Annotated in this window: 24 protein-coding genes; 20 read left to right on the forward strand and 4 right to left on the reverse strand. The window is 68.4% G+C overall.

Annotated elements, in window-relative coordinates; genetic code table 11:
* Position 1: 1 nt before the first annotated feature.
* Positions 2 to 796 (forward strand): ABC transporter ATP-binding protein, encoded by a 795-nt coding sequence (locus tag ACN6O8_RS03310; RefSeq protein ID WP_427989648.1) that lies wholly within the window; start codon positions 2 to 4, stop codon positions 794 to 796.
* Positions 797 to 831: 35 nt separating this feature from the next.
* Here the strand turns inward: ACN6O8_RS03310 and ACN6O8_RS03315 are convergent, their stop codons facing one another.
* The 3 genes from ACN6O8_RS03315 to ACN6O8_RS03325 all read right to left on the reverse strand — a co-directional run bounded on the left by ACN6O8_RS03315 (position 832) and on the right by ACN6O8_RS03325 (position 5412).
* Positions 832 to 2082: an NAD(P)/FAD-dependent oxidoreductase gene (locus tag ACN6O8_RS03315; protein WP_427989649.1), complete on the reverse strand. Its 1251-nt coding sequence runs from the start codon at positions 2080 to 2082 to the stop codon at positions 832 to 834.
* A 181-nt stretch (positions 2083 to 2263) separates the two neighbouring features.
* Positions 2264 to 3901: an FAD-dependent oxidoreductase gene (locus tag ACN6O8_RS03320; protein ID WP_427989650.1), complete on the reverse strand. Its 1638-nt coding sequence runs from the start codon at positions 3899 to 3901 to the stop codon at positions 2264 to 2266.
* Complete coding sequence (locus tag ACN6O8_RS03325; protein WP_427989651.1) at positions 3901 to 5412, reverse strand: polyamine aminopropyltransferase; 1512 nt, start codon at positions 5410 to 5412, stop codon at positions 3901 to 3903. Before ACN6O8_RS03325 ends, ACN6O8_RS03320 begins: the two co-directional genes overlap by 1 nt.
* 96 nt (positions 5413 to 5508) lie before the next feature.
* Between ACN6O8_RS03325 and ACN6O8_RS03330 the strand changes: the two genes are divergently transcribed.
* From ACN6O8_RS03330 to ACN6O8_RS03365, 8 genes are all read left to right on the forward strand, one after another.
* Complete coding sequence (locus ACN6O8_RS03330) at positions 5509 to 5895, forward strand: DUF350 domain-containing protein (protein WP_427990152.1); 387 nt, start codon at positions 5509 to 5511, stop codon at positions 5893 to 5895.
* A gap of 43 nt (positions 5896 to 5938) precedes the next feature.
* Positions 5939 to 6958: an SPFH domain-containing protein gene (locus tag ACN6O8_RS03335; protein ID WP_427989653.1), complete on the forward strand. Its 1020-nt coding sequence runs from the start codon at positions 5939 to 5941 to the stop codon at positions 6956 to 6958.
* Positions 6959 to 6971: 13 nt separating this feature from the next.
* Positions 6972 to 8441 carry a DUF4178 domain-containing protein gene (locus ACN6O8_RS03340; protein WP_427989654.1) on the forward strand — a complete coding sequence of 490 codons (1470 nt, stop codon included), beginning with the start codon at positions 6972 to 6974 and terminating at the stop codon, positions 8439 to 8441.
* A 3-nt stretch (positions 8442 to 8444) separates the two neighbouring features.
* Positions 8445 to 8615: a hypothetical protein gene (locus ACN6O8_RS03345; RefSeq protein WP_427989656.1), complete on the forward strand. Its 171-nt coding sequence runs from the start codon at positions 8445 to 8447 to the stop codon at positions 8613 to 8615.
* Entirely contained in the window at positions 8612 to 8962 is a 351-nt protein-coding gene (gene speD, locus ACN6O8_RS03350) for an adenosylmethionine decarboxylase (protein ID WP_427989658.1), read from the forward strand. The genes ACN6O8_RS03345 and speD overlap by 4 nt, the downstream gene beginning before the upstream one ends.
* A gap of 126 nt (positions 8963 to 9088) precedes the next feature.
* On the forward strand, positions 9089 to 9847 hold the full coding sequence (modA, locus tag ACN6O8_RS03355; protein WP_427989659.1) for a molybdate ABC transporter substrate-binding protein: 759 nt from the start codon (positions 9089 to 9091) through the stop codon (positions 9845 to 9847).
* 30 nt (positions 9848 to 9877) lie between these two features.
* Positions 9878 to 10561 carry a molybdate ABC transporter permease subunit gene (modB, locus tag ACN6O8_RS03360; RefSeq protein ID WP_427989660.1) on the forward strand — a complete coding sequence of 228 codons (684 nt, stop codon included), beginning with the start codon at positions 9878 to 9880 and terminating at the stop codon, positions 10559 to 10561.
* Positions 10558 to 11244 (forward strand): ATP-binding cassette domain-containing protein, encoded by a 687-nt coding sequence (locus tag ACN6O8_RS03365; protein ID WP_427989662.1) that lies wholly within the window; start codon positions 10558 to 10560, stop codon positions 11242 to 11244. The genes modB and ACN6O8_RS03365 overlap by 4 nt, the downstream gene beginning before the upstream one ends.
* 15 nt (positions 11245 to 11259) lie before the next feature.
* Here ACN6O8_RS03365 and ACN6O8_RS03370 read toward each other — a convergent pair whose 3' ends face one another.
* On the reverse strand, positions 11260 to 12054 hold the full coding sequence (locus ACN6O8_RS03370) for a TOBE domain-containing protein (protein ID WP_427989663.1): 795 nt from the start codon (positions 12052 to 12054) through the stop codon (positions 11260 to 11262).
* 199 nt (positions 12055 to 12253) lie between these two features.
* On the opposite strand from ACN6O8_RS03370, the gene ACN6O8_RS03375 reads away from it, so the two are divergent.
* The 11 genes from ACN6O8_RS03375 (at position 12254) to pgsA (ending at position 25708) form a co-directional block, all read left to right on the forward strand.
* Positions 12254 to 12850 carry a DUF4136 domain-containing protein gene (locus tag ACN6O8_RS03375; RefSeq protein WP_427989664.1) on the forward strand — a complete coding sequence of 199 codons (597 nt, stop codon included), beginning with the start codon at positions 12254 to 12256 and terminating at the stop codon, positions 12848 to 12850.
* 19 nt (positions 12851 to 12869) lie between these two features.
* A complete protein-coding gene (locus ACN6O8_RS03380; RefSeq protein ID WP_427989665.1) occupies positions 12870 to 14066 on the forward strand; it encodes a DUF3734 domain-containing protein in 1197 nt (398 codons plus the stop codon).
* Between the two features lie 155 nt (positions 14067 to 14221).
* Positions 14222 to 14650, forward strand: a complete 429-nt coding sequence (locus ACN6O8_RS03385; RefSeq protein ID WP_427989666.1) for a helix-turn-helix domain-containing protein — start codon at positions 14222 to 14224, stop codon at positions 14648 to 14650.
* A 271-nt stretch (positions 14651 to 14921) separates the two neighbouring features.
* The gene (locus ACN6O8_RS03390; RefSeq protein WP_427989667.1) at positions 14922 to 16178 is read left to right on the forward strand and encodes an efflux RND transporter periplasmic adaptor subunit; all 1257 of its coding nucleotides are present in this window, start codon (positions 14922 to 14924) and stop codon (positions 16176 to 16178) included.
* Positions 16179 to 16241: 63 nt separating this feature from the next.
* Entirely contained in the window at positions 16242 to 19463 is a 3222-nt protein-coding gene (locus ACN6O8_RS03395; protein ID WP_427989668.1) for an efflux RND transporter permease subunit, read from the forward strand.
* Positions 19460 to 20947: an efflux transporter outer membrane subunit gene (locus tag ACN6O8_RS03400; RefSeq protein ID WP_427989669.1), complete on the forward strand. Its 1488-nt coding sequence runs from the start codon at positions 19460 to 19462 to the stop codon at positions 20945 to 20947. Before ACN6O8_RS03395 ends, ACN6O8_RS03400 begins: the two co-directional genes overlap by 4 nt.
* Positions 20944 to 21684: a pyridoxine 5'-phosphate synthase gene (pdxJ, locus tag ACN6O8_RS03405; RefSeq protein WP_427989670.1), complete on the forward strand. Its 741-nt coding sequence runs from the start codon at positions 20944 to 20946 to the stop codon at positions 21682 to 21684. The genes ACN6O8_RS03400 and pdxJ overlap by 4 nt, the downstream gene beginning before the upstream one ends.
* Before the next feature lie 34 nt (positions 21685 to 21718).
* Complete coding sequence (gene acpS, locus ACN6O8_RS03410; RefSeq protein ID WP_427989671.1) at positions 21719 to 22156, forward strand: holo-ACP synthase; 438 nt, start codon at positions 21719 to 21721, stop codon at positions 22154 to 22156.
* A gap of 43 nt (positions 22157 to 22199) precedes the next feature.
* Positions 22200 to 23255, forward strand: coding sequence for a beta-N-acetylhexosaminidase (gene nagZ / locus ACN6O8_RS03415; RefSeq protein ID WP_427989672.1), 1056 nt, complete (start codon positions 22200 to 22202; stop codon positions 23253 to 23255).
* Positions 23218 to 25047, forward strand: a complete 1830-nt coding sequence (uvrC, locus tag ACN6O8_RS03420; RefSeq protein ID WP_427989673.1) for an excinuclease ABC subunit UvrC — start codon at positions 23218 to 23220, stop codon at positions 25045 to 25047. The genes nagZ and uvrC overlap by 38 nt, the downstream gene beginning before the upstream one ends.
* An 88-nt stretch (positions 25048 to 25135) precedes the next feature.
* Positions 25136 to 25708 carry a CDP-diacylglycerol--glycerol-3-phosphate 3-phosphatidyltransferase gene (pgsA, locus tag ACN6O8_RS03425; RefSeq protein ID WP_006384817.1) on the forward strand — a complete coding sequence of 191 codons (573 nt, stop codon included), beginning with the start codon at positions 25136 to 25138 and terminating at the stop codon, positions 25706 to 25708.
* Positions 25709 to 25793: the final 85 nt, after the last annotated feature.

Here is a 25793-nt window from a genome sequence, read left to right on the forward strand (position 1 = left end):
TATGCTGTCCGCAAAAGACCTCAAGATCACCTTCAACGCCGGCACGCCGATCGAAACGCGCGCCCTGCGCGGGTTGTCGCTGGACATCCCGTCGGGCCAGTTCGTCACCGTCATCGGTTCCAACGGCGCCGGCAAGTCGACCTTCCTGAACGCCGTCTCGGGCGACCTGCCGGTCGATTCCGGCCGCATCGAGATCGACGGCGCCGACGTCACGCGCCAGCCGGTCTGGGCCCGCGCCGCGCGCGTGGCGCGCGTGTTCCAGGACCCGATGGCCGGCACCTGCGAAGACCTGACCATCGAAGAGAACATGGCGCTGGCGCAACTGCGCGGCGCGCGTCGCGGCTACGGCCGCGCGGTCAAGGCTTCCATGAAGGAAGGTTTCCGCGAACGCCTGGCCACGCTCGGCCTGGGCCTGGAAAACCGCCTGACCGACCGCATCGGCCTGCTTTCGGGCGGCCAGCGCCAGGCCGTGAGCCTGCTGATGGCGGCGCTGCAGCCCTCGCGTATCCTGCTGCTGGACGAACACACCGCCGCGCTTGATCCGCGCACCGCCGACTTCGTGCTGCAACTGACGGCGCGCATCGTGGCCGAAAGCAAGCTGACCACCATGATGGTCACGCACAGCATGCGCCAGGCGCTGGACGTGGGCGACCGCACGGTGATGCTGCACCAGGGCCAGGTGGTGCTGGACGTATCCGGCGACGAGCGCCGCGGCATGGACGTGCCGGACTTGCTGGCCATGTTCGAGCGCGTGCGCGGCGAGAAGCTGTCGGACGACGCCTTGCTGCTGGGCTGATCCCGCGCATCGCCTTCTTTGAATGTCGATACGGCCTAGATGAAGCGGCCGGGCCGGAACGCCGCATGGCGGGCCGGGTCGCCGTCTTCGCACATCAGCTCGGCCAGTATCCGCGCGGTGCCGGGCGCGGTGCTGAAGCCGATGTGCTGGTGACCCAGCGCCAGCCACAGACCGGGATGGCGCGGCGCCTGGCCGATCATCGGGCGGCTGTCCGGCAGCGTCGGGCGGCGGCCCAGCCAGGCCTGCGGATCGAGCCGTGGCCCCAGGTCGACGGCTTCGCGCGCGCGGGCCTCGGCCAGTTCCAATTGCACCGGCCGCGGGGGCGCGTCGCAATCGTCCAGCTCGACCCCGGTGGTCAGCCGCAGGCCGCGCGCCATGGGCGACAGCACGTAGCCGCCGCCGGTGTCGTAGACCGGGCGGCTCAGCGCGGGGCCGTCGGCGGCGCCGTAATGCATGTGGTAGCCGCGTTCGAACGCCAGTGGCAGATCGATGCCGGTGGTTTTGAGCAGTTCCTTGGACCACGGCCCCAGCGCCACCACCAGCGCCGGGGCCGCGAGTGTGGCCGAGCCGGCGTCGCCTTGCACAATCCAGCCGCGATCGCCGTCGCGGCGGATGGCGGTGGCGCGCAGTTGGCGCAAGACGCCGCCCGCGCGCAGGAACAGGTCCGCGTAGGCGGTGGTCACGGCGCCGGGATCGTCCACGGAATACGAGCCCTGGATCCAGAGCGCGCGCGCGAAGATCGGCGCCAGGGCGGGCTCCAGCCGGGCCAGGTCGGCGGGCGTCAGGGTCTCGGTTGGCACGTCGTGGCGGGCGTAGGCCGCGCGTGCCAGGGCGGCGCCCTGCCAGGCCTGTTCGCTGCGGAACAGGAAGATCCAGCCATTGTCGCGCAGGCGGTGGCGCGCGCCGGCCAGCTCCAACAGGCGCAGGTGTTCGGCCGCCGACAGCCGGATCAGACCGTCGAGCGCGGCGGTGGTTTGGTGGAACACCGACGGCCGCGCGCGCGCCAGGAAGCCCGCCGCCCAGCCCAGGTTGCGCGCCAGGTACGACGCGCGGTAGCGCAACTGCACGGTGTCGTTGCGCAGCAGGCGTGGCAACTGGCGCCACAGGCCGGGGTGGTTGAAGGGCATGAGGGAACTGCGGGCCAGGACGCCGGCATTGCCGGCCGAGGTTTCCCGGCCGGGGGGCTGGCGATCCACCAGGGTGACGTCCAGGCCGCGCCGCTGTAGTTCCAGCGCGCAGCAGACGCCGACGATGCCGGCGCCCAGCACTATGACTTGCTTGCCCATCGCGATTGTTGACGAGTCCAGGAGAGAGCGCCCGATTGTAGGGCAGGGACGGGCGCCGCGCGACGCGGGCTATCCATGAGGCGCGCGGCCACGGCGCCGGGCACGCCGGGCGGGCGTCAGGCCGGCGTGCCTCGGGCTGTCACTGCTGCTGCCGCTGCTGCTGCTTCTGCGGGCCGTCGCGTCAGCTTGCCGGCCGCTGCCCCAGGATGCGTCCGGCCGCGACCACGCCCCACCAGGCGGCCTCCTCGAACACCGAATAGCCGGACAGATCGGCATGGGCGAACAGCACCGGGCCGTCGACCTCGCGCAAGGCGGCCAGCCCGGCGTTCGACAGGTAGCCGCAATAGGGCGAGGCCATGGCGTGGCCGCGCACCGTGATCTCCAGTTGGCGCGCGCGGCGCCAGAACTCGTCGCCGTAGGCGGCCAGCAGGTCGGCGGCGGCCTCGTCGCGCAGCGCCTCGGGGCGGGCCTCGGCAAGCCATTGGCGCGCGGCCTGCGGCGTCTGGTTGCTCAGGGCGTGGTAGGCGGTGAACACCGTGCGCGGCGAACGCGCCACGCGCAGCAACTGGTGGGTCGAGACCACGTAGCCCAGGGCCTGGCCCTGGTAGACCACGTTGTCCCATGACAGCGGTTCGCCCGGGGCTTCGCGCGGATAGCCGTCCATGAGGAAGTTCGATACCAGCCAGGGCGCGTGCGGCGAGGCGTGGGTGGCCGGGTCGTAACCGTAGGCGCGGATGTCGGGCAGCAGGCGCTGGGCCACGAACAGCGGCATGGCGCAGACCGCGCGTTGCGCTTGCAGCGTGTAGACGCGGGCGGCCGGGCCCGGGGCGAGGCAGTCGATGCGCGGGCCGGCGGCGCTTTCGCGCAGCCGCGCGGCGGTGCCGGGCAGCAGCCAGTTGCCGTGGCCCAGACGCGCGTCGACGGCGTTGCGCAGCCGCTGCACCAGCGGCGCCAGGCCGCCCGGCCAGGTCAGTACCGCGCCCTCGGCGGCGTTGGCGGCGTGGCCGTCGCGGCTGGCGAAGTAATGCAGGCCGGCCCAGGCCGAGACCCGGTCGTAGGGCGCGCCGTAATCGTCGCGGCAGCAGTAATTCAGGTACCAGTGCAGGGCCGGCGAGGTATAGCCTTCGCGCTCCAGCCACTGCTTGAAGGTCAGCGTATCCAGCGCGCGCCAGGCCGGGTCGCGCGAGGACAGCACGAGCGGGATGCAGAAGACCTTGCGGCCGTCGTTGCCGACCGCGCCGTGCAGCCGGTCCACCAGCGCCAGGAACTTGCGATGCTGGTCGATATCGGCCGCGGGCAGCCCGTGCATCGGCAAGAGGCCGTCTTCCCAGCGGCCGTCGCGCAGCAGCCGTTCCTGCGGCGAGTGCGCCAGGATGGCTTCGTCGTAGTAGGGCCGCTCACCGAAGGCGTCGCGTTCGGCGATGCCGAAGTCGGCCAGCATCTCGCGCACGTGGGTGGACTGCATCGACGGCAGCGGCAGGTAGTGCGCGCCGAGCGGGTAGTCCAGGCCGTCGCGCGCGCCGGCGGCGGCGTTGCCGCCAGGCTCGGGGCCTTCGACCACGACGAAATCGGTGAAGCCTTCGCGCGCCAGTTTCCAGGCGCACGACAGGCCGGCCACGCCGGCCCCCAGGATCGCCACTTGGCAGCGCCGGGCGCCGGACGACGGCGGCAGCGCCGCGCCGTCGCGCAGCGCGTGGCCGGCCTGCATGCCCGGGTAGCGCACCTCGGGCGTGGTCTCGACCACGCGCGAACGGTAGTAGCCCGCCGTGCCCGCGGCGGCGGCGGTGGCGGCGCCCAGCAGGAAAGTGCGGCGGCGCATCAGCGGATGACCTTGCGCCAGTCCTCGTCGAAGTAGCGCACCAGCGATTGTTCGTTCAGGCGGTTCGGCGGCATGGCCAGCGCCGGCATGTCGGCGGGAAAGTGGAACAGCTCGCGCAGGGTGGCGGGGTCGAGGTAGCGGGTGGGCACGCTGACCGCGTCCGGCGGCGTGTAGTCGCGGCGCTTGCCGGCCAGGATGAAGCCCCAGTCGCCGAACGACGGCACGTAGGCGTGGTACGGCCAGGTGTTCAGGCCGGCTTCCTTGAGCGTGGCGTCCACGCTCCAGAACGAGCGCGGCGCGAAGTAGGGCGAGGTCGACTGGATCACCATGTAGCCGTTCTCGGCCAGGTGCCGCGCCATCAGGTGATAGACCGGCACCGAATACAGCCGGCCCAGGCCGAAGTTGGATGGGTCAGGAAAGTCCACCACGATGAAGTCGTAGACCTCGGCGTGGCTTTCCAGCCAGCGGCCGGCGTCGTCGTTGATGACGGTGACGCGCGGATCGGTCAGCGAGCCCTGGTTCAGCTTGGTCAGCGGTTCGGAACGCGAGAACAGGCCGGTCATGGCCGGATCCAGGTCCACCAGCGTGACGTGCTCGACGTGCTTGTACTTGAGGATTTCGCGCACCGCCAGGCCATCGCCGCCGCCCAGCACCAGCACGTTGCGGGCCCAGGGCAGGGCCTGCAGGCCCGGAATCACCAGCGACTCGTGGTAGCGGTGTTCGTCGCGCGACGAGAATTGCAGGTTGCCGTTGATGTACAGCCGCAGGTCGTCGTGCCAGCGCGTCACGATCAGGCGCTGGTAGGGCGTGGTCTCGGCGTGCACCACATCGTCGCCGTACAGGCCCTTTTCGGCCCAGGCCGTCATCTGGCCGGAGAACAGGAAGCCCAGCGCCAGCAGGCCCAGCACCACGCCGCCGCGCACGGCCCGTTCCGCCGGGCGCCGGATCTCGGCGCGGAACAGCCAGGTGGTCCACAGCGCCACGCCGGCGTTGAGCATGCCGAACAGGAAGCTGGTGCGCAGCAGGCCTAGCTTGGGCGCCAGCAGCAGCGGGAAGATCAGCGACACCGCCAGCGCGCCGAGATAATCGAACGTCAGCACGCGGCTGACGATTTCGCGGAACTCGGCCTTGCGCTGGTTGAAGACCCGCATCACCAGCGGGATCTCCATGCCCACCATTAGCCCGATAATGAAGACGCCGGCATACAAGGCGGCGCGGAAGGGCGCCGACAGCCAGGCAAATACCATGAACAGCACCGCGGCCGACACCCCGCCCAATAATGCGACCGCCAGCTCGACGTCGATGAATCGATTCAAAACGTCGTCGTCTCTTACATATTTTGACAACCACGATCCGATGCCCATCGCGAACAGATAGCAACCGATGACCGACGAGAACTGGAGGATGGAATCGCCTAGCAGATAGCTGGCCAGCGCGCTGCTGATGAGCTCGTAGCCCAGGCCGCAGGATGCGACGATCAATACCGACAGGATGAGAACGCGGTCGCGCATGGGGGTTCCGACTCAGAAAATGCGTTCGCAGTATATCGAAGGCGCCGTATATACTGCGCGCAATCAGGGCCTGGAGGGGCGATTATGGGAGAAGCGATGCATCCGGCGGTGACCTATCTGATCTACATCGTTTCGGCGCTGGTCATGCTGGGCATTTTCACCGCGGTGTACACCACCGTGACGCGCTACAAGGAATTCGAGCTGATCCGCCAGGGCAATATCGCCGCGGTGCTGTCCTACGGCGGCGCGCTGGTCGGATTCTCGTTCACGCTCTGCTCCAGCATCGCCATCCACGCCAGCTTCGTCATGTTCCTGGTGTGGGGCCTGGCGGCCATGGTGGTGCAACTGGTGGTCTACGCCGTCGTCTCGCGCGCCATCCAGGGCCTGCACGAGGCCATCGAGGAAAACAACATCGCCATGGGCGGCCTGATCGGATCGATCTCGCTGGCCGCCGGCGTGGTCAACGCCGCCTGCCTGACCTGAGCGGCCCGCGCGTTGCCCCATCTCTGACACAGGAGAACTAGCCATGAGTCTCGGTTCATTTATCCGCAAACAGTTCATCGACATCCTGCAATGGAACGAGGACAGCGACGGCGTGCTGGCCTGGCGCCATCCGATGCAGGATTTCGAAATCCAGTATGGCGCCAGCCTGACGGTGCGTGAATCGCAGATGGCGGTGTTCGTCAACGAAGGCAAGGTGGCCGACGTGTTCGGCCCCGGCATGTACAAGCTGACCACCCAGACCCTGCCGGTGCTGACGTACCTGAAGAACTGGGACAAGCTGTTCGAGTCGCCCTTCAAGTCGGACGTGATCTTCTTCAGCACCCGCCTGCAACTGGGCCGGCGCTGGGGCACGGCCCAGCCGGTGACGCTGCGCGACAGCGAATTCGGCATGGTGCGGCTGCGCGCCTTCGGCGTGTATTCGTACCAGATCACCGACCCGGCCAAGTTCTACCGCGAGATCAGCGGCACGCGCGACGTCTACACCGTCGACGACCTGGAAGCGCAACTACGCAACATGGTGGTCGCGGCCATGACCACGGCGCTGGGCGGCTCGAAGGTGCCGTTCCTGGACATCGCCGGCAACCAGGGCCTGATGTCCCAGAGCATCGCCGAGCAACTGGGGCCGGTGTTCGAGCGCTATGGCGTCAAGCTCGACAACTTCACGGTCGAGAACGTGTCGCTGCCCGAGGAACTGCAGAAGGCGCTGGACACCCGGATCGCGATGGGCATGGCCGGCGACCTGGGCAAGTTCACCCAGTACCAGACCGCCACCTCGATTCCGCTGGCGGCGCAGAACGAAGGCGGCATCGCCGGCATCGGCGCGGGCCTGGCGGCCGGCGCGGCGCTGGGCCAGACCATGGCGGCAGGACTGGGCGTGGCCCCGGGTCAGCCGGCGGCCGGCGCCCAGGCACCGGCGGCCACCGCGGGCGGCGATCCGGTGCAGCGCCTGCAGCAGCTCAAGGATCTGCTCGACAAGAGCCTGATCACCCCGGCCGACTACGACGCGGCCAAGGCCGAAGTCCTGAAGAAACTCACCAGCTGAACGCCGCCCGCCCATGCAGCAGGTCCTGTGTCCGCAGTGCGGAGCACCCGTCAAGTTCACCTCCACGGCGTCGGTCATGGCGGTCTGCGGCGCCTGCCGCAGCACGCTGCTCAAGGACGCCGAATCGGTCAGGCGCATCGGCGAGACCGCCGACGTGCTGGAAGACTATTCGCCGCTGTGCCTGGGCGCGGCCGGCCAGTATGAGGGCAAGCGCTTCGATGTGATCGGCCGCATCCAGTTGCGCTACGAGGACGGCTTTTGGAACGAGTGGTACCTGTGGTTCGACGACGGCTCGGACGGTTGGCTGTCGGACGCCTCGGGCCAGTACGCCATCACCCGCCGCCGCAAGGTCAAGACGCTGCAGGGCCTGCCAGCCTTCGCCGACATCGCGCCCGGCGACGACCTGAAGCTGGACGGCCAGCGCTTCACGGCCTCGGATGTGCGCCGCTGCCGCGCCGGGGGCGCGCAGGGCGAACTGCCGTTCGTGCCGGGCGACGGCTGGGAGGCCAAGGTCGCCGACTTCCGCAGCCTGGACGCGTTCCTGACGCTGGACTTTTCCGACGGCCCGGAGCCCGAACTCTATATCGGCAAGGCCTTCGACCTGGCGGGCATGCAGGCGGCCACGCTGCGCCCGAACGAGCAGGTCGAGGAAACCGCCGGCCGCTTCCGTGGCCAGATCAAGGCGCTGGACTGCCCCAACTGCGGCGCGCCCATCAGCTTCGTCGCGGCCATGGCCACCCAGGTGGTGTGCCCGTCGTGCGCGGCCACGGTCGACTGCGCCGGCGAGACCGCCGAGGTCATCGAGAAGGCGCGCAAGGTCAAGGCCATCAAGACCACGCTGGCGCTGGGCGCCACCGCCAGGATCGATGGCGCCGCCTATACCTTGATCGGCCTGATGAAATGCGCCGATCCGGATCCCGAGGAACCGTCGGACTGGATCGAATACCTGCTGTTCAACCCGGCCAAGGGTTTCCTCTGGCTGGTGGAAACGGACGAGGGCTGGGAGCGCGTGCAGGTCTGCGACACCTGGCCCAGCTACAACAACGCCACCAGCGTGCGCTGGCGCTCAAAGCTGTACCAGAAGCTGTACGACTACACCTCGCGCGTCGATCTGGCGCTGGGCGCCTTCAACTGGCGCGTCAAGGTCGGCGACAGCACCAGGATCACCGACTACAAGGCCGGCAATCTCAAGCTGACCCGCGAACAGGGGCCGGCCGAAGTGGGCTGGTCGGCGGCCGCGCCGGTGGCTCCGGCGCAACTGGCCGAATGGTTCGGCGATCCCGAGCTGGCCAAGCAGAAGGCGATGCCGCGCGCCGCCTCGCCGGGCGGTTACCGCAAATGGGCCTGGTTCGCCACCATCGCCATGGGATTCCTCAACATGGGCAACATCTTCAGCGGCCGCGTCCTGCCGATCCTGATCGGCCTGGCCTTCCTGTGGCTGCCGGCCAGCCTCGCGGACAAGATGTCGGCAAAGGACGACTGAGGCATGGGCAAGTTCATCTACGCCATCTACGCCATCATCGTGGTCATGGCCGCCACCGGCGCCAGCTCGCCGGGCGCGCGCTACACCAGCGGCGGCAGCGGCGGCAGTAGCAGCAGTTGGGGCGGCGGCTCCTCGGGCAGCTCGGGCTGGTCGTCGGGCGGATCGCACAAGTGACGCCGCACGCGACGCCCGGCCGCCACATCCTGGCCGATTTCCGTGGGGTCGACGCTGGCCTGCTGGCCGACGCCGCCGCGCTGGAACGCGAGCTGATCCAGGCCGCCGAGGCCGCCGGGGCGCGGGTGCTGGGCGCCCACTTCCATCATTTCGGCGCGGGCGCGGGCGTGACCGGCGTGGTCATGCTGAGCGAATCGCACATCAGCATCCATTCCTGGCCCGAACACCGGTTCGCGGCGCTCGACATCTTCATGTGCGGGGCCGCCCGCCCCGAACGGGCGCTCGAGCGCCTGCGGGCGGCGCTGGCCCCGGACACGCTGCGCGTCACCACGGTCGACCGCGGCTGAGCGCCTGCCGGGCCGATTTTTCCCCCTCGTTGATCTGCCGCAAACCGGCGGCCGGCGCAAATTGACGGGCGTTATATACCTATATATATTTCGTTACCGAGATTGATCTTGCCCGAGGAGAAATTCATGTTCCGCAAACAGCCGATCCTGGCGCTGTCGCTGGCCCTGGCCGCCGTGTGGGCCCCCGGCGCGCACGCCGGCGACCTGGTCGTGTCCGCCGCCGCCAGCCTGACCAACGCGTTCAAGGACGTGGCGCAGGCGTACGAAAAGGAGCATGCCGGCACCAAGGTCATCCTGAACTTCGGCGCCTCGGACGTGCTGCTGCAGCAGATCGTCAAAGGCGCGCCCGCCGACGTGTTTGCGTCCGCCGACCAGAAGGCAATGGACAAGGCCGTGGCGGAAAAGGCCGTCAAGCCCGAATCGCGGGTGGATTTCGCGGCCAACCAGGTCGTGCTGATCGTGCCGGCCGACAGCAAGGCCAACATCGCCGCGCTCAAGGACCTGACGCGCGACGACGTCAAGCGCATCGCCTACGGCAACCCGGCCTCGGTGCCGGTGGGCCGCTACACGCAGGACGCGCTGCAGGCCGCCGGCCTGTGGGACGCGGTGCAGGCCAAGAGCGTGCTGGCGCAGAACGTGCGCCAGAGCCTGGACTACGTGTCGCGCGGCGAGGTGGACGCCGGTTTCGTATTCGCCACCGATGCGGCGATCATGCCGGACAAGGTCAAGGTGGCGGTGCGCGTGCCGTCGCGGACCCCGGTGACCTATCCCATCGCCGTGACGGCTCGCGACACCGCCGCCAAGGAAGCCAACAGCTTCGTGGCCTATGTGATGTCGCCCGCCGGTCAGGAAATCCTGTCACGCTACGGCTTTCAGAAGCCTTGAGGGCGCGGGCGGTAGCCAACGCGGTCTGTGATGAGTGATTCGGTATGGGTGCCCCTGCTGCTGACCCTGAAAGTGGCGGGCTGGGCGACGCTGCTGGCGACCCTCGCCGGCACGGCGGCGGCCTACGGCCTGTCGCGCTGGCGCTGGCCGGGGCGCGACCTGCTGGACGCGGTCCTGACGCTGCCGCTGGTGTTGCCGCCCACGGTGCTGGGTTACTACCTGCTGGTGCTGCTGGGACGGCGCGGCGTGCTGGGCGAAAGGCTGGCGGCGCTGGGCATCGAACTGGTGTTCACCTGGCAGGGCGCGGTCATCGCCGCCTCGGTGGTGGCCTTTCCGCTGGTGTTCAAGTCGGCCCGCGCGGCCTTCGAGAACGTCGACCCGCAACTGGAAAGCGCGGCCCGCGTGCTGGGCGTGCGCGAAGCGGGGGTGTTCTTCCGCGTGACCCTGCCGCTGGCCGCGCGCGGCATCGTCGCCGGCGTGTTGCTGGCGTTTGCCCGCGCGCTGGGCGAGTTTGGCGCCACCCTGATGATCGCCGGCAACCTGCCGGGCCGCACCCAGACGCTGTCGGTCGCCATCTATGAGGCGGTGCAGGCGGGCGACGACGCCACTGCCAATTTCCTGGTGATGGTGACCTCCATCACTTGCATCGTGGTGCTGCTGGCGGCGGGCAAGCTGGTGCCGATCCGCGCCGGCCGGCGGGGAGGCGGGCAATGAGCGTCGATCTGCGCATCCGCAAGAACATGGTCTCGGGCGACCGGCATTTTTCGCTGGACGTCGCGTTTTCGTCCAAGGCCAAGCGCATCGCGCTGTTCGGGCCGTCGGGCGCCGGCAAAAGCCTGACGCTGCGCGCGGTGGCCGGCCTGCTGCGGCCGGACGCCGGCCGCATCCAGATCAACGACCGGCTGTTGTTCGACTCGGACGCGCGCGTCAGCATCCCTCCGCAGGCCCGGCGCGTGGCGTATCTGTTCCAGGACTACGCATTGTTCCCGCACCTGACGGTGGCGCAGAACATCGCCTTCGGTTCGCGCCGCGGCTGGCTCAATCCTCCCCGGCGGGCGGTCTCGGCCGAGGCGCGGCGCTGGATCGATGCGTTCGAACTGGGCGCCATCGTGGGCAGCTATCCGCACGAGATCTCGGGCGGCCAGAAGCAGCGCGTGGCGCTGGCGCGCGCGCTGATGCTCAAGCCCGACCTCCTGTTGCTGGACGAGCCGTTCTCGGCGCTCGATTCGCAATTGCGCGGCAAGATGCGTCAGGAACTGAACGCGTTGCAGCGCCAGCTCGACGTGCCGCTGCTGCTGATCACGCACGATCCGGCCGACGTCGAGGCGCTGGCCGACGAGGTGTTCGAAGTGCGCGACGGCAAGGTGCGCCGCCGCGACGAGGACGTCGGCCTCTGACGACCGGGGGCGTGCTCAGTCCAGCACGCCCAGGATCACGCTGGAGGCCTTGAAAATGGCCACCGCCGGCGCGCCTTCGCCCAGCCCCAGGTCCTGCGCGCTGTCGTTGGTGACGATGGCCGCCAGGGTGGTGCCGCCTTCCAGGCCGATCAGGATCTCGCTGTTGACCGCGCCGGCGCGTAGCGCCGTGATGGTGCCCGCCAACTGGTTGCGGGCCGACAGCCGCAGGCCCGGGCCGGGGGCGCCGACGATCACGGACGAGGCCTTGATCAGCGCCAGCGCTTCCTTGCCCGGCGCCAGCGCCAGTTCCTGGGTGCTGTCGCGGGTGATGGTGGCGGTGATGACCTGGCCGCCCGCGATGCGCAACAGGATTTCGTCGTTGACGGCGCCCGGGCGCACTTCCATCACGGTGCCCAGCAGCTTGTTGCGGGCGCTGGTTTTCAGCATGAATCGCCTCATCAGGTCGAGGTCGCCGCTGGCGTCCAGGCCGGCGCGCGTCAGGTTTTCCATGAACTTGCGGTGTTCGGCTTCCAGCGCCCGGAAGGTCGCGATCAGGCCGCGGGCCCGGTCGGTCAGGCGCGTGCCGCCGCCCCCCTTGCCCCCGGCCGCGCGCAGCACCAGCGGTTCGCCGGCCAGGTTGTTCATGGCGTCGATGGCGTCCCAGGCGCCCTTGTAGCTCATGCCCACCGCGCGCGCGGCCGCGGTGATCGAGCCGGTGGCGTCGATCTGCGCCAGCAGGTCTATGCGATTCTTGCCGCCCCAGTTCTGGGCGCCGGAACGAAACCAAATCGAGCCGTCGAGTTCCAACATCGGTGTCAGGTGTGATCAGGGTCTGGAAGCAACCCCGAGTGTAATGGAGCCCGGCCCGCCGTTCCTTGAGCTATATCCGATGAGAATGAGATGCTGTTGAAACTTTATCCGCTTCGCGGCACTATGGACGCGCTCGGGGAGTGTTGATGGGTGTTGACATCGGGGACCGGCTCGCGGCCCCGCCTTCTTGGAGATCGACATGAAAGCGCTGAAACTGCTGGCATCGGGTTCCATGGCGGCACTGCTGGCGGCCTGCGCCGCCGGCCCCACCGTCAAGGGCGACTACGATCGCCAGGCCGACTTCTCGCAATACCGCACCTTCGGCTACCTGTCGCCGTTGGGCACCGACAAGGCGGGCTACAGCACCTTGCTGACCGAGCGCCTCAAGGACGCCACCCGTGGCCAGATGGAAATGCGCGGCTATGTCTACAGCGCCGCCAATCCCGACCTGCTGGTCAACTTCAATGGCAAGCTGCAGCAGAAGACCCAGGTGACCGAGGCGCCGCCGGCCATGGGGCCGTACTACGGCTACCGCGCCGGCTTCTATGGCGGCTGGCCCGGCTACGGCTGGGGCGACACCGTCTACCAGTACACCGAAGGCACCCTCAACATCGACCTGGTCGACGCGCGTCGCAAGCAGATGGTGTGGGAAGGCGTGGCCGTGGGCGAGGTGCGCAACCCCGAGATGGCGACCTCGCCGCAGACCATCGACAAGGCCGTGGCCGAGATCTTCGCCAAATATCCGTTCCGCGCCGGCGTGGCCGCGCCGCAGTTGCCGGACAAGACCAAGCCCTAGTATCCGAAGGAACCGCCGCATGAGTACTCGCCGCAAGGCCGCATCCCCCGACACCGGCGCGACGCCGCCCTATGAAACCGTGGCCTTGGTGCTGCAGGGCGGGGGCGCCCTGGGCTCCTACCAGGCCGGGGTGTACCAGGGGCTGCACGAGGCCGGCATCCGGCCGAACTGGATCTCCGGCATTTCCATCGGTTCGATCAACGCGGCCATCATCGCCGGTTCGCCCGAGGACGAGCGAATCGAGCGGCTGCGCGGGTTCTGGGAGAGCATTTGCCGGCCGGCGGGGTTTGCTTCGGTGCCCTGGGGCGATACGCTGGCGGGCATGTTCGAGGGCATTCCGTTCGGCTTCGGTTCGCCCGCCATGAACGGCCAGTTGTCCGCCTTCCAGGCGCTGTTCTCGGGCCAGCCGGGATTCTTCAAGCCGCGTTTTCCGCCGCCGTACTGGGTGCATGGCAAGGGCGCGGCGTCCACCAGTTTCTACGACACCACGCCGCTGGCCGCGACCCTGCGCCGGTTCATCGACTTCGATCTGCTCAATTCGGGTTCGGTGCGCGCCAGCTTCGGCGTGGTCAACGTGCGCAGCGGCAACTTTGCCTATTTCGACAGCGGCACGCACACGCTCGGCCCCGAGCACATCATGGCCTCGGGCGCCTTGCCGCCCGGTTTCCCGTCGGTCGAGATCGACGGTGAGCACTACTGGGACGGCGGCATTGTCTCCAACACCCCGCTGGCCCAGGTACTGGCCAGCGACACCATGCGCGATACGCTGGCGTTCCAGGTGGATCTGTGGCCCGCCCGGGGCGGCCTGCCGACCACGCTGGAGGAAGTGGCCGAGCGCCAGAAGGACATCCAGTATTCCAGCCGGACCCGCATGGTCACCGATCAGCTGCGGCGGGTGCTGAAGCTGCGCCACGGCCTGCAGCAACTGCTCGAACGCCTGCCCGAAAAGGAACGCGGCGCGCCCGAACTGGACGAGATCCGTCGGCTGGCCTGCACGCCCGCCACCAACATCATCAACCTCATCTACGAATCCAAGCACCGCGAGCGATTCTCCAAGGACTACGAGTTCGGCACCGAAGCCATGCGCGAGCACTGGGAGTCGGGCCTGGCCGACATCCGCGCGACGCTGGCCAAGCCCGGCATCCTGGCGCGACCCGCCCAGGACAGCTGCTTTGTTGCCTACGATATCCACCGCAATGGCAAGCACACGGCTTGACCTTGCTACGGATTGACTCGGACGTGTCTGATTCCAGGGGGCGTGGCACGGCACAGTCGCGGCAACAACGGTAGTCTTTCGGCAAGACTTGAAACCTTGTTCCGGCGTCGGCCCCCCCTTGCTTCCGGGTGGTCCGGCCCGGTGGAGATGCCACCATGAGCCAGCCCGCCCCGCATTCCGCCCCGTTCTCTCCGCCTCCCGCTTCCGCCGGATCGCCCGCCGGTCCGGCGGCGTTGTCCGCCGGCCCCTTTCCCGCGCGCCTCGACGGCTGGTGGAGCCTGCTCTACCATGGCTGGACCCTGCTGACCCCGCAGGGCACCCGGCTGGATCTGACCGAAGTCGAGCGCGCCTGCTTCCAATGCCTGCTGCGCAATCCCCGCAAGGAATTGCTGCGCGAAGAACTGGCCTTGCTGCGCGAGGAACTGATGCTGCCGCGCCAGAGCACCAACCTGCGCGCCTTGAACGTGGCCATCTGCCGCCTGCGGCGCAAGGTCCGCCAGGCCGGCGGGCGCCTGCCGCTGCATACGGTGCATGGCGTGGGCTATGTTTTCCTGGGCAACCTGCAAGAGGTGGCCGACGTCTGACCCGCGTTGTTTTCTTCCCCCTCGTAATGCCGCGCACCGTTGTGAAAATCCGTGATTTCCCCAACAACTGAGTTACATTAACGGGCTATTCACGTGTCACTGGCGGGGCGCAGGGTCTTGCTTTGATCGCAATTGCTTATTGCGGTCAAATACGGCGGTCGGACACGGCCGCCCGGGGCCCGCGGCCGCCTTCGGCAACCGGACTCGGTGGTCGGCAGACGCCGTCACATTGTTGCGGTCGCTTGACGCGGTTAACTTCGCGGGGGTTTCAATGCGGTTTTCGCCTAAACGTGTCTCAGGTCTGGCTTTCTCCGGCGGCGTCCTCGCGCTGTTGTTGGCGGGGTGCGGTGAAAAACCGCAGTTCAACCCTGGCATGCCCCAGGTCAGTGTCATCACCGTCCAGCCGCAACGCACCCCCGTCGTCTCCGAACTGCCCGGCCGCGTCGACGCGGTGCGCGACGCCCAGATCCGCTCGCGGGTCACCGGGATCGTCCAGAAGATCACCTTCGAGCAGGGCGGCGACGTCAAGGAAAACCAACTGCTGTTCAAGATCGATCCGGCGCCCTACAAGGCCGCCTACGATCAGGCCACCGCGCAGCTCAAGCAGGCCCAGGCCAATCTGTTCAGCGCCAAGCTGCTGGCCGACCGCTACGCGCCGCTGGTCAAGGCCAACGCCGTCAGCAAGCAGGAATACGACAATGCCGTGGCGGCCTACCGCCAGGCCGAGGCCACCGTGGCGGCCGCCAAGGCGAGCCAGGACAACGCCGCGATCAACCTCGGCTATACCGATGTCGTCTCGCCCATCACGGGCCGCATCGGCAAGCCGCTGGTGACCGAGGGCGCGCTGGTCGAGGCCACCTCGGCCACGCAGATGGCCACCGTGCAGCAGCTCGACCCGATCTACGTCGACTTCACCCAGTCCACCTCCGACCTGGCCGCCTTGCGCCGCGCCTTCGCCAGCGGCAAGCTGCAACAGGTGGGCAAGGACGCCGCGCGCGCCACCGTGGTGCTCGAGGACGGCACCGAATATGACCGCCCCGGCAAGCTGCTGTTCACCGGCATCACCGTCGACCCCAGCACCGGCCAGGTCAACCTGCGCGCCGAGGTGCCGAACCCGGATGGCATCCTGCTGCCCGGCATGTACGTGCGCGTGCGGCTGGAGCAGGGTGTGGACGACCAGGCCCTGCTGGTGCCGCAGCAGGCGCTGCAGCGCACCGCCGACGGCTCGCAGAGCCTGATGCTGGTCAAGGACAACAAGGTCGAACAACTGCCCGTCACCACCGGCGGCGCCATCAAGAACGAGTGGATCATCACCAGCGGCCTGAAGGCCGGCGACGTGGTGGTGGTCGAAGGCTTCCAGAAGATCCGTCCGGGCGGGGCGGTGCAGGCCAGCCCCTGGAACAAGACGGGCGGCCAGCCGGCGCAGCCCGGCGCCAAGCCCGCGGATCCGGGGGCCAAGCCGGCCGAATCGGGGGGCAAACCCGCCGCGCCGGCGCAGCAGGCCCCGGCCGCCAGCCAGAAATCGTAAGCGGCTCGCAGCGCAACGCGCTGCGTTCCTCTTTGGTGAGCATCGCTTTCAGAGTCAGCCCACATGCCGCAATTTTTTATTGAACGACCAATCTTCGCCTGGGTAGTCGCCCTGTTCATCCTGCTGGCGGGGATACTGGCCATCCCGAACATGCCGGTGTCGCAGTACCCCGACGTGGCGCCGCCGGCCATCACCATCACCGCGACCTATCCCGGCGCGTCGGCCAAGGAAGTGGCCGAATCCGTCACCAGTATCATCGAGGACAAGCTCAACGGCGCCAAGGGCCTGATCTACTACGAGTCGGTCAGCGATTCGTACGGCACCTCGACCATCACCGCCACCTTCGCGCCCGGCCGCGACCCCGACCTGGCGCAGGTGGACGTGCAGAACCGCGTGTCCAACGTCATCGCCCAGTTGCCGGCCGCGGTGCAGCAGCAGGGCCTGAAGTACGAGCAGACCAGTACCGGCTTCCTGATGATCGTGACGCTGTCGTCCACCGACGGCTCGCTCGATCAGACCGCGCTGGCCGACTACATCACCCGCAACGTGCAGAACCCGGTGTCGCGGGTGGCGGGCGTGGGCCAGTTCCAACTGTTCGCGGCGCCGCGCGCCATGCGCATCTGGGTCGACCCGGCCAAATTGGTGGGTTTCAACCTGAGCATGGCCGAGGTCAACCAGGCGATCTCCGGGCAGAACGTGCTGGTGTCCGGCGGCAGCATCGGCGCGCCGCCCAACCCCGATTCGCAGCGCATCACCGCCACCGTGGTGGCCAACGGCCAGCTCAGCACCGTCGAGGGCTTCGGCAAGATCGTGCTGCGCGCCAATACCGATGGTTCCAAGGTGCTGCTGCGCGACGTTGCCCGTATCGAGGTCGGCGCCGACAACTACCAGTTCGGCGCCCGCCTGAACGGCAAGCCGACGGCCGCCTTCGCCATCGTGCTGTCGCCGGACGCCAACGCGCTGGCCACCGCCCAGGGCGTGCGCCAGCAGATGGACCAGTTGTCCAAGTACTTCCCCGGCAACATCACCTACGCCATTCCCTACGACACCGCGCCCTACGTCAAGGTCTCGATCGAGCAGGTGCTGCACACCCTGGCCGAAGCCATGGTGCTGGTGTTCCTGGTGATGTTCCTGTTCCTGCAGAACGTGCGCTACACCCTGATTCCGGCGCTGGTGGTGCCGGTGGCCATGCTGGGTTCGTTCGCGGTCATGCTGGCGCTGGGATTCTCGATCAACGTGTTGACCATGTTCGCCATGGTGCTGGCCATCGGCATCCTGGTGGACGACGCCATCGTGGTGGTCGAGAACGTCGAACGGATCATGGCGACCGAAGGCTTGCCCCCCAAGGAGGCCACCAAGAAAGCCATGCCGCAGATCAGCGGCGCCATCATCGGCATCACGCTGGTGCTGGTGACGGTGTTCCTGCCGCTGGCGTTCATGAGCGGCTCGGTGGGCGTGATCTACCGCCAGTTCTCGGTGGCCATGGCCGTGTCGATCTTCTTCTCGGCGCTGCTGGCGCTGACCTTCACGCCGGCGCTGTGCGCGACCATCCTCAAGCCGGTGCCCAAGGGCCACCACAACGAGAAGAAGGGTTTCTTCGGCTGGTTCAACCGCAAGTTCGACGCCACCACGCACGGCTACCAGAACTGGGTGTCGCGCATCCTGCACAAGGGCGGCCGCATGATGCTGGCCTTCCTGGTGCTGGTGATCCTGCTGGGCTGGCTGTACCTGCGCCTGCCGTCGTCGTTCCTGCCCGAGGAAGACCAGGGCTACGTCATCAGCAACATCGAACTGCCCACCGGCGCCAGCGCCAACCGCACGGTGGAGGTGATCGAGGAGGTCGAGCAATACTTCCGCCAGATCCCCGCGGTCGAGAACGTCATTGCCGTGCAGGGTTTCAGCTTCAACGGCAACGGCCTGAACGCGGCCATCGCCTTCACCACGCTCAAGGACTTCAAGGAGCGCAAGGCCAAGGGCGATTCGGCCGGCGCGATCGCGTTCGCCGCCTTCCAGAAGCAGCTCATGGGCATCCACGACGCCCAGGTGTTCACGCTGGTGCCGCCCGCGATCTCGTCGCTGGGCAACGCCACCGGCTTCGACCTGCGCCTGCAGGATCGCAGCGCGGCCGGTACCGAGGCGCTGGCCGCGGCCACCGGGCAGTTGATGGGCATGGCCATGAAGAGCCCGGTGCTGTCGCAGGTGCGTCTGACCGGTCTGTCGGCCGGCACGCAGCTGACGCTGGACATCGACCGCGACAAGGCCGCCGCGCTGGGCGTGAATTTCGACGAAGCCGCGACGCTGATTTCGACGGCAGTCGGTTCGGCCTACCTGAGCAAGTTCCCCAACCTGGGCCGGATGCAGAACATCTGGGTGCAGGCGGACGCGCCGTACCGCATGCAGTTGTCGGACGTGCTCAAGCTGAACGCCCGCAACGCCCAGGGCGGCATGGTGCCGCTGTCATCGTTCGTGAGCGCCAAGTGGTCGCAGGGGCCGGTGCAGGTGGTGCGCTACAACAGCTACGAATCCATGCGGATCGGCGGCAGCGCCGCGGCCGGCTACACGACCGGTCAGGCCATGGAGGAAATGCAGAAGCTGGTGGGCCAGTTGCCGCAGGGCTTCGGCTATGAATGGACGGGCCTGTCCTACCAGGAACGCCAGGCCGGCAACCAGGCGCCGATCCTGATGGGTCTGTCGCTGCTGGTGGTGTTCCTGGTGCTGGCCGCGCTGTATGAAAGCTGGGCCATCCCGATCTCGGTGATGCTGGTGGTGCCGCTGGGCATGCTGGGCGCGGTGGCGCTGGTCAGCGCGCTGGGCATGTCCAACGACGTGTACTTCCAGGTCGGCATGGTGACCGTGATCGGGCTGGCGGCCAAGAACGCCATCCTGATCGTGGAGTTCGCCAAGGATCAGTACGCGCGCGGCATGGGGCTGTACGAGGCGGCGGTGGAAGCCGCGCGCCTGCGCTTCCGGCCGATCCTGATGACTTCGCTGGCGTTCATCCTGGGCGTGGTGCCGCTGGCCATGGCCACCGGCGCCGGCGCCGCCAGCCAGCGCGCGGTCGGCCTGGGCGTGCTCGGCGGCATGCTGGCCGCCACGCCGTTCGCGGTGATTTTCGTGCCGACCTTCTTCGTGGTGGTGCTGGGTCTGTTCAAGACCCGGCCGCGCCTGCTGGGCGCCGAGCTGCGCGCCTTCGAGGAAGAACAGGCGGCCAAGAAGGCGGCCGCGGGAACCACCCCGCCGGACGCATCCGCACAACCCAACGGTGGCCAGGAGGGCAAGGAATGAGCGCCCTGATGTTCAAACAGACCGCCTTGTCCGCCTTCGTGGCGGTGGCATTGGCCGGCTGCTCGCTGGCGCCCGACTACAAGCGTCCCGACGCGCCGGTGTCCGGCTCCTGGCCCGACCAGCCCAAGGTGCAATACGGGGCGTACGCCAATCCGATGACGCTGGGCACGCAGCCGGCGTCGGCGGTGGCGCCGCAGGCCGGCACGCCGGCGGCCGACCTGGGCTGGCGCGAATTCTTCCGCGATCCGCGGTTGCAGCGCCTGATCGAATTGGCGCTGGTCAACAACCGCGACCTGCGCGTGGCGGTGCAGCGGGTCGAAGAGGCGCGCGCCCAGTATGGCGTGCAGCGCGGCGCGCAATGGCCCAGCATCGGCGCCGGCATCCAGGGCCAGCGCCAGCGCCTGCCCGAGAACATGCGTCAGCCGGGCGCCGGTTCGATCAGCAGTTCGTACCAGGCCGGCATCGGCCTGACGACCTTCGAGATCGACCTGTTCGGCCGCCTGCGCAGCCTGTCGGAAGCGGCGTACCAGCAGTACCTGTCGACCGAGCAGGCGCAAAAGAGCACCCACATCACGCTGATCGGCGCGGTGGCGCAGTCGTACTTCAACCTGCGCGCGGCGCAGGTGCAGCTGGAACTGACCCAGCGCACGCTGGCCTCGCGTCAGGAGTCGTACAACCTGGTCAAGCGCCGCTTCGATGGCGGCGTGGCGTCCGAGCTGGACTTGAACCAGTCCAAGTCGCTGCTGGATACGGCCTCGGCCGATCTGGCGCAACTGGCCCGCGCCCAGGCCCAGGCGGTCAACGCGCTGGTGCTGTTGCTGGGCACGCCGCTGCCCGAGGATCTGCCGGCACCCGCGCCGTTCGGCCGCGACCAGCTGCTGGCGAGCGTGCCGGCCGGCTTGCCGTCCGACCTGCTGGAGCGCCGCCCGGACATCCTGGCCGCCGAGAACCAATTGAAGTCGGCCAACGCCAACATCGGCGCGGCGCGCGCGGCGTTCTTCCCGACCATCTCGCTGACCGGCCTGCTGGGCGTGGCCAGCCCGTCGCTCGATACGCTGTTCAAGGGCGGGCAGGGCTACTGGAGCTTCTCGCCGTCGATCACCACGCCGCTGTTCGCCGGCGGCAGCATTCGCGAAGGCCTGAACCTGGCCAAGGCGCGCGACAATATCGCGGTGGCACAGTACGAGCAGACCATCCAGCAGGCGTTCCGTGAAGTGTCGGATGCGCTGGCCGGCGAGGCCACCTACGGCGCGCAGCTGGACGCCCAGCGCGCGTTGCAGGATTCGTCGGCGCGCACGCTGGAGTTGTCGAATCTGCGCTATACCAATGGCATCGACAGCTACCTGCAGGTGCAGACCGCGCAAGTGGACTTTTTCAATGCCCAGCTGGCGCTGGTGCAAACCGGCCTGGCCGCGCTGATCAACCGTGTGGAACTCTACAAGGCGTTGGGCGGCGGCTGGGAAGAAACAACGAAAGTGCAATGATAGAACTTGGTGTCAACATCGATCATGTCGCGACCCTGCGGCAGCAGCGTCACACGACCTATCCCGACCCGGTGGCGGCGGCGCTGCGCGCCGAGGACGCCGGCGCGGATCTGATCACGCTGCATCTGCGCGAAGACCGCCGCCACATTCAGGACGCCGACGTCTACGCCATCCGGCCGCTGCTGCGCACGCGCATGAACCTGGAATGCGCGGTCACGCCGGAAATGCTGGAGATCGCCTGCGCGGTCAAGCCCAACGACGTCTGCCTGGTGCCGGAAAAGCGCACCGAGCTGACCACCGAGGGCGGGCTGGAGGTGGCCGGCGCGCTGTCGGCGGTGACGGACGCGGTCGGCCTGCTGACTGAAACCGGCATCCGCGTGTCGCTGTTCATCGACCCCGATCCGGCGCAGATCGCGGCCGCCGCCCGCGCGGGCGCGCCGGTCATCGAGCTGCACACTGGCGCCTATGCCGAAGCCGAGGGCGCGGCCGCCCAGGCCGAACTCGAACGCATCCGCGCGGCGGTGGCCGAAGGGCTGCGCCACGGCCTGCGCGTCAATGCCGGCCATGGCCTGCATTACGGCAACGTCAAGCCGGTGGCGGCGCTGGACGGCATTGCCGAGCTCAACATCGGCCACGCCATCGTGGCGCAGGCGGTGTTCGACGGCTGGGAAAAGGCGGTGCGCGACATGAAGGCGCTGATGGTGCAGGCCCGCCTGGAAGCGCTGCGCGGCCGTTGAGCCGGGGCCGATTCCCACTCACGGCGCCGCAGCGATGTCCTCCTCCGATCTTCCCCTGGCCGTCCCCGCGCCGGCCGCCATCGGCGGCATCGGCATGGACCTGCTGCGCATCGATCGCATCGAGCGCGCCCTGGCGCGCCACGGCGATCGCTTCGCCGAGAAGATCCTGGGGCCGCAGGAACTGGCCAAGTTCCACGCCCGCCGCGCCCGCGATCCGCTGCGCGGGGTGCGCTTTCTGGCGACGCGCTTTGCCGCCAAGGAAGCCTTTTCCAAGGCGGTGGGGCTGGGCATGCGCATGCCCATGACCTGGCGCCGGGTGCAGACGCTGAACGCGCCCGGCGGCCGGCCGGTGCTGGTGATCGCGCCCGAACTGCTGCAATGGTACGTGCAGCGCTTCGGCGCCGCGCACGTTTCCATTACCGATGAATCCGACATGGCCGCCGCCTACGTGGTGGTCGAACGCAAGCCCTGAGCCCGCGCGCGGGTTTGCAAGACACAGACTGAAGGACACGCCGATGGCCAAGAAGAAATCCCGGGCGCTGCCGCCCGGTCCCGTGATGGTCGATGTGGCCGGCACCGTGCTGACCAAGGCAGAAAAGAAGCGCCTGCGCCACCCGCTGGTGGGCGGCGTGATCCTGTTCGCGCGCAATTTCGAGAGCCGCCGCCAACTGACCGAGCTGACCCGCCAGATCCACAAGGCGCGCAAGGAGCGCCTCTTGATCCTGGTCGACCACGAGGGCGGGCGGGTGCAGCGCTTCCGCGAAGACGGCTTCACGCCGCTGCCGGCGATGCGCGACCTGGGCGCGCTGTGGGACCGCGATCCACTGAACGCCATGCGCCTGGCGACCGAGGCCGGTTACGTGCTGGCCGCCGAACTGCGCGCCTGCGGCGTGGACATGAGCTTCACGCCGGTGCTGGACCTGGACTACGGCGTCAGCAAGGTGATCGGCAACCGCGCCTTCCACCCTGACGCGCGGGTGGTGACGATGCTGTCGCGCGCGCTGATCCAGGGCCTGGCGCTGGCCGGCATGTCGGCCTGCGGCAAGCATTTCCCGGGACACGGCTTCGTCGGCGCGGATTCGCACCACGAGATCCCGGTCGACCCGCGCCCGCTCGACCGTATCCTGAAGGACGACGCCGCGCCCTACGCCTGGCTGGGCGACGCGGTGCTGCCGGCGGTGATGCCGGCGCACGTGATCTATCCCAAGGTCGACAAGCATCCGGCCGGTTTTTCCAAGCGCTGGGTGCAGGACATCCTGCGCACCCGCCTGGGCTACGATGGCGTGGTGTTCTCGGATGACCTGACCATGGAAGGCGCGTCCGTCGCCGGCGACATCCTGGCGCGCGCCCAGGCCGCGCTGGGCGCCGGCTGCGACATGGTGCTGGTGTGCAACCGGCCCGACCTGGCCGACGAGCTGCTGGCGCGGCTCGAATTCGACCATGCGCCCGAGTCCGTGGCCCGCATCCGCCGGCTGATGCCGCGTTTCGATGCGCTCGACTGGGATTCCCTGCAGGCCGAAAGCCGTTACCAGAATGCCCGACGACTTCAATCTCAAATCGTTCCTGGCTGACCTGCCGCATCTTCCGGGTGTCTACCGGCACCTGGATGCGGCCGGCGAGGTCATGTATGTCGGCAAGGCGCGCGACCTGAAAAAGCGCGTCTCGTCGTATTTCCAGAAGAACCTGGCCAGCCCGCGCATCGCCCAGATGGTGGCGAAGGTGGCGCGGCTGGAGGTCACCGTCACGCGCTCCGAGGCCGAAGCGCTGATCCTGGAAAACAACCTCATCAAGAGCCTGAAGCCGCGCTACAACATCCTGTTTCGCGACGACAAGTCCTATCCCTACCTGCTGATCACCGGCCACGACTGGCCGCGCATCGCCTATTACCGCGGCGCCACCAACAAGCGCGGGCAATACTTCGGCCCGTTCCCCAACGCCTGGGCGGTGCGCGAGACCATCCAGATCCTGCAGAAGGTGTTCCGCCTGCGAACCTGTGAGGATACCGTTTTCGCCAACCGCTCGCGGCCCTGTCTGCTGCACCAGATCGGGCGCTGCTCGGCGCCCTGTGTCGGCGCCATCGCGGCGTCCGACTACGCGTCGGACGTGCAGCGCGCGGTGCGCTTTCTGAACGGCGAGGCCAAGGACGTGATGGGCGAGATCGAGGCCCGCATGCTGGAGGCCGCCGAGGCGCTGCGCTTCGAGGAAGCCGCCGCGCTGCGCGACCAGATGGGGTCGCTGGCGCGGGTGCTGCACCAGCAGACCATGGAAAACGTCAGCGGCGAGGACACCGACATCGTTGCCGTCGCCATCGCCGGCGGCAAGGTCTGCGTCAACCTGGCGATGGTGCGGGGCGGACGCCACCTGGGCGACAAGCCGTTCTTCCCGACCCACGCCGAGGGCGAGGCCGCGCCGCAGGTGCTGGAAGCTTTCGTGGCCCAGCATTACACCGACAACGCGCTGCCGCCGGTGCTGGTGTGTTCGCACGCCTTGCCCGACGCCGGTCTGATCGATCTGCTGGTGGAGCAGGCCGGCGGCCGTCCGTCGCGCGTGTTGACGCGGCCGCAAGGCGCCCGCCGCGCCTGGCTGGAACAGGCGCAAAAGAACGCCGAGATGGCGCTGGCCCGCGCCCTGACCGAATCGGGCGCCCGCGCCGCGCGCACGCTGGCGCTGGCCGAGGCGCTGGACCTGGATACCGACGAGGCGGCGCTGGACGCGCTGCGCATCGAGTGCTTCGACATCAGCCACACCGCCGGCGAGGCCACCCAGGCCTCCTGCGTGGTGTTCGAGCATCACGACATGCAGCCGTCGCTGTACCGCCGCTACAACATCGCCGGCATCACCCCGGGCGACGACTACGCCGCCATGCGCCAGGTGCTGACGCGGCGTTTCGCCAAGGTGGCCGACGGCGAGGCCCAGATGCCCGGGCTGGTGCTGATCGACGGCGGCAAGGGCCAGGTCGAGGTGGCGCGCCAGGTCTTCGCCGAGCTGGGGCTGGACATCCAGACGCTGGTGGGCGTGGCCAAGGGCGAAGGGCGCAAGGTCGGGCTGGAAACCCTGGTGTTCGCCGATGGCCGCCCGCCGGTGGCGCTGGGCGGGGAGTCGGCGGCGCTGATGCTGATCGCGCAGGTGCGCGACGAGGCGCACCGCTTCGCCATCACCGGCATGCGCGCGCGCCGCGCCAAGACCCGCAATGTGTCGCGGCTGGAGGAGATCGAAGGGGTGGGGGCGCGCCGCCGGCAGCGCCTGCTGGCCCGTTTCGGCGGTTTTTCGGGGGTGGCCTCGGCCAGCATCGAGGATCTGGCGTCGGTGGACGGAATCTCAGAGGAATTGGCCGAAAGGATCTACGAGGCGCTGCGCGGATAAGACCCAGGCCGTCGCAAAGCGGCTTTTGCGGCCGGCGGGCGGCCGTGAGGCAGCCGGCGCCACCCGGCTGATGTAGCATACGGACACTATGCCAATTAACGTACCCATCATCCTGACGTGGCTGCGCATCGCCATGATCCCGCTGGTAGTCGGGCTGTTTTATCTGCCCGATAGCTGGATGTCCGTGCCGGTGCGCGACACGTTCGCCGCCTGGGCGTTCATCATCGCCGCGCTCACCGACTGGTTTGACGGCTGGCTGGCGCGGCGCTGGAACCAGACCTCGGCGTTCGGCGCGTTCCTGGATCCGGTGGCCGACAAGCTGATGGTCTGCGCCGCGCTGATCGTGCTGCTGGACCTGAGCCGCGTCGACGCCTTCATTTCGCTGATCATCATCGGCCGCGAAATCACCATTTCGGCGCTGCGCGAATGGATGGCCAAGATCGGCGCCAGCGCCAGCGTGGCGGTGCATCGGCTGGGCAAGTTCAAGACCGCCGCGCAGATGGTGGCGATTCCGTGCCTGCTGTACAACCAGCCCATTTACGGCGTCTCCAGCAAGCTGCTGGGCGATGTGCTGATCATCGTGGCCGCGGTGCTGACGGTCTGGTCGATGCTGTATTACCTGCAGCGCGCCTGGCCCGCCATCCGCGAGAAAGCGCAGTAAAACACGGCGGCCCGGCTCGCGCCCGGGGCCGCCAGGACAGACCAAGAGCGACGCCGGCGGGGCGTGGGCCGCGACCGGCCCGGCC

Origin of the sequence: Achromobacter sp. (assembly GCF_050285565.1) — a bacterium.
In the GTDB taxonomy this organism is placed as follows: Bacteria; Pseudomonadota; Gammaproteobacteria; order Burkholderiales; family Burkholderiaceae_B; genus Achromobacter.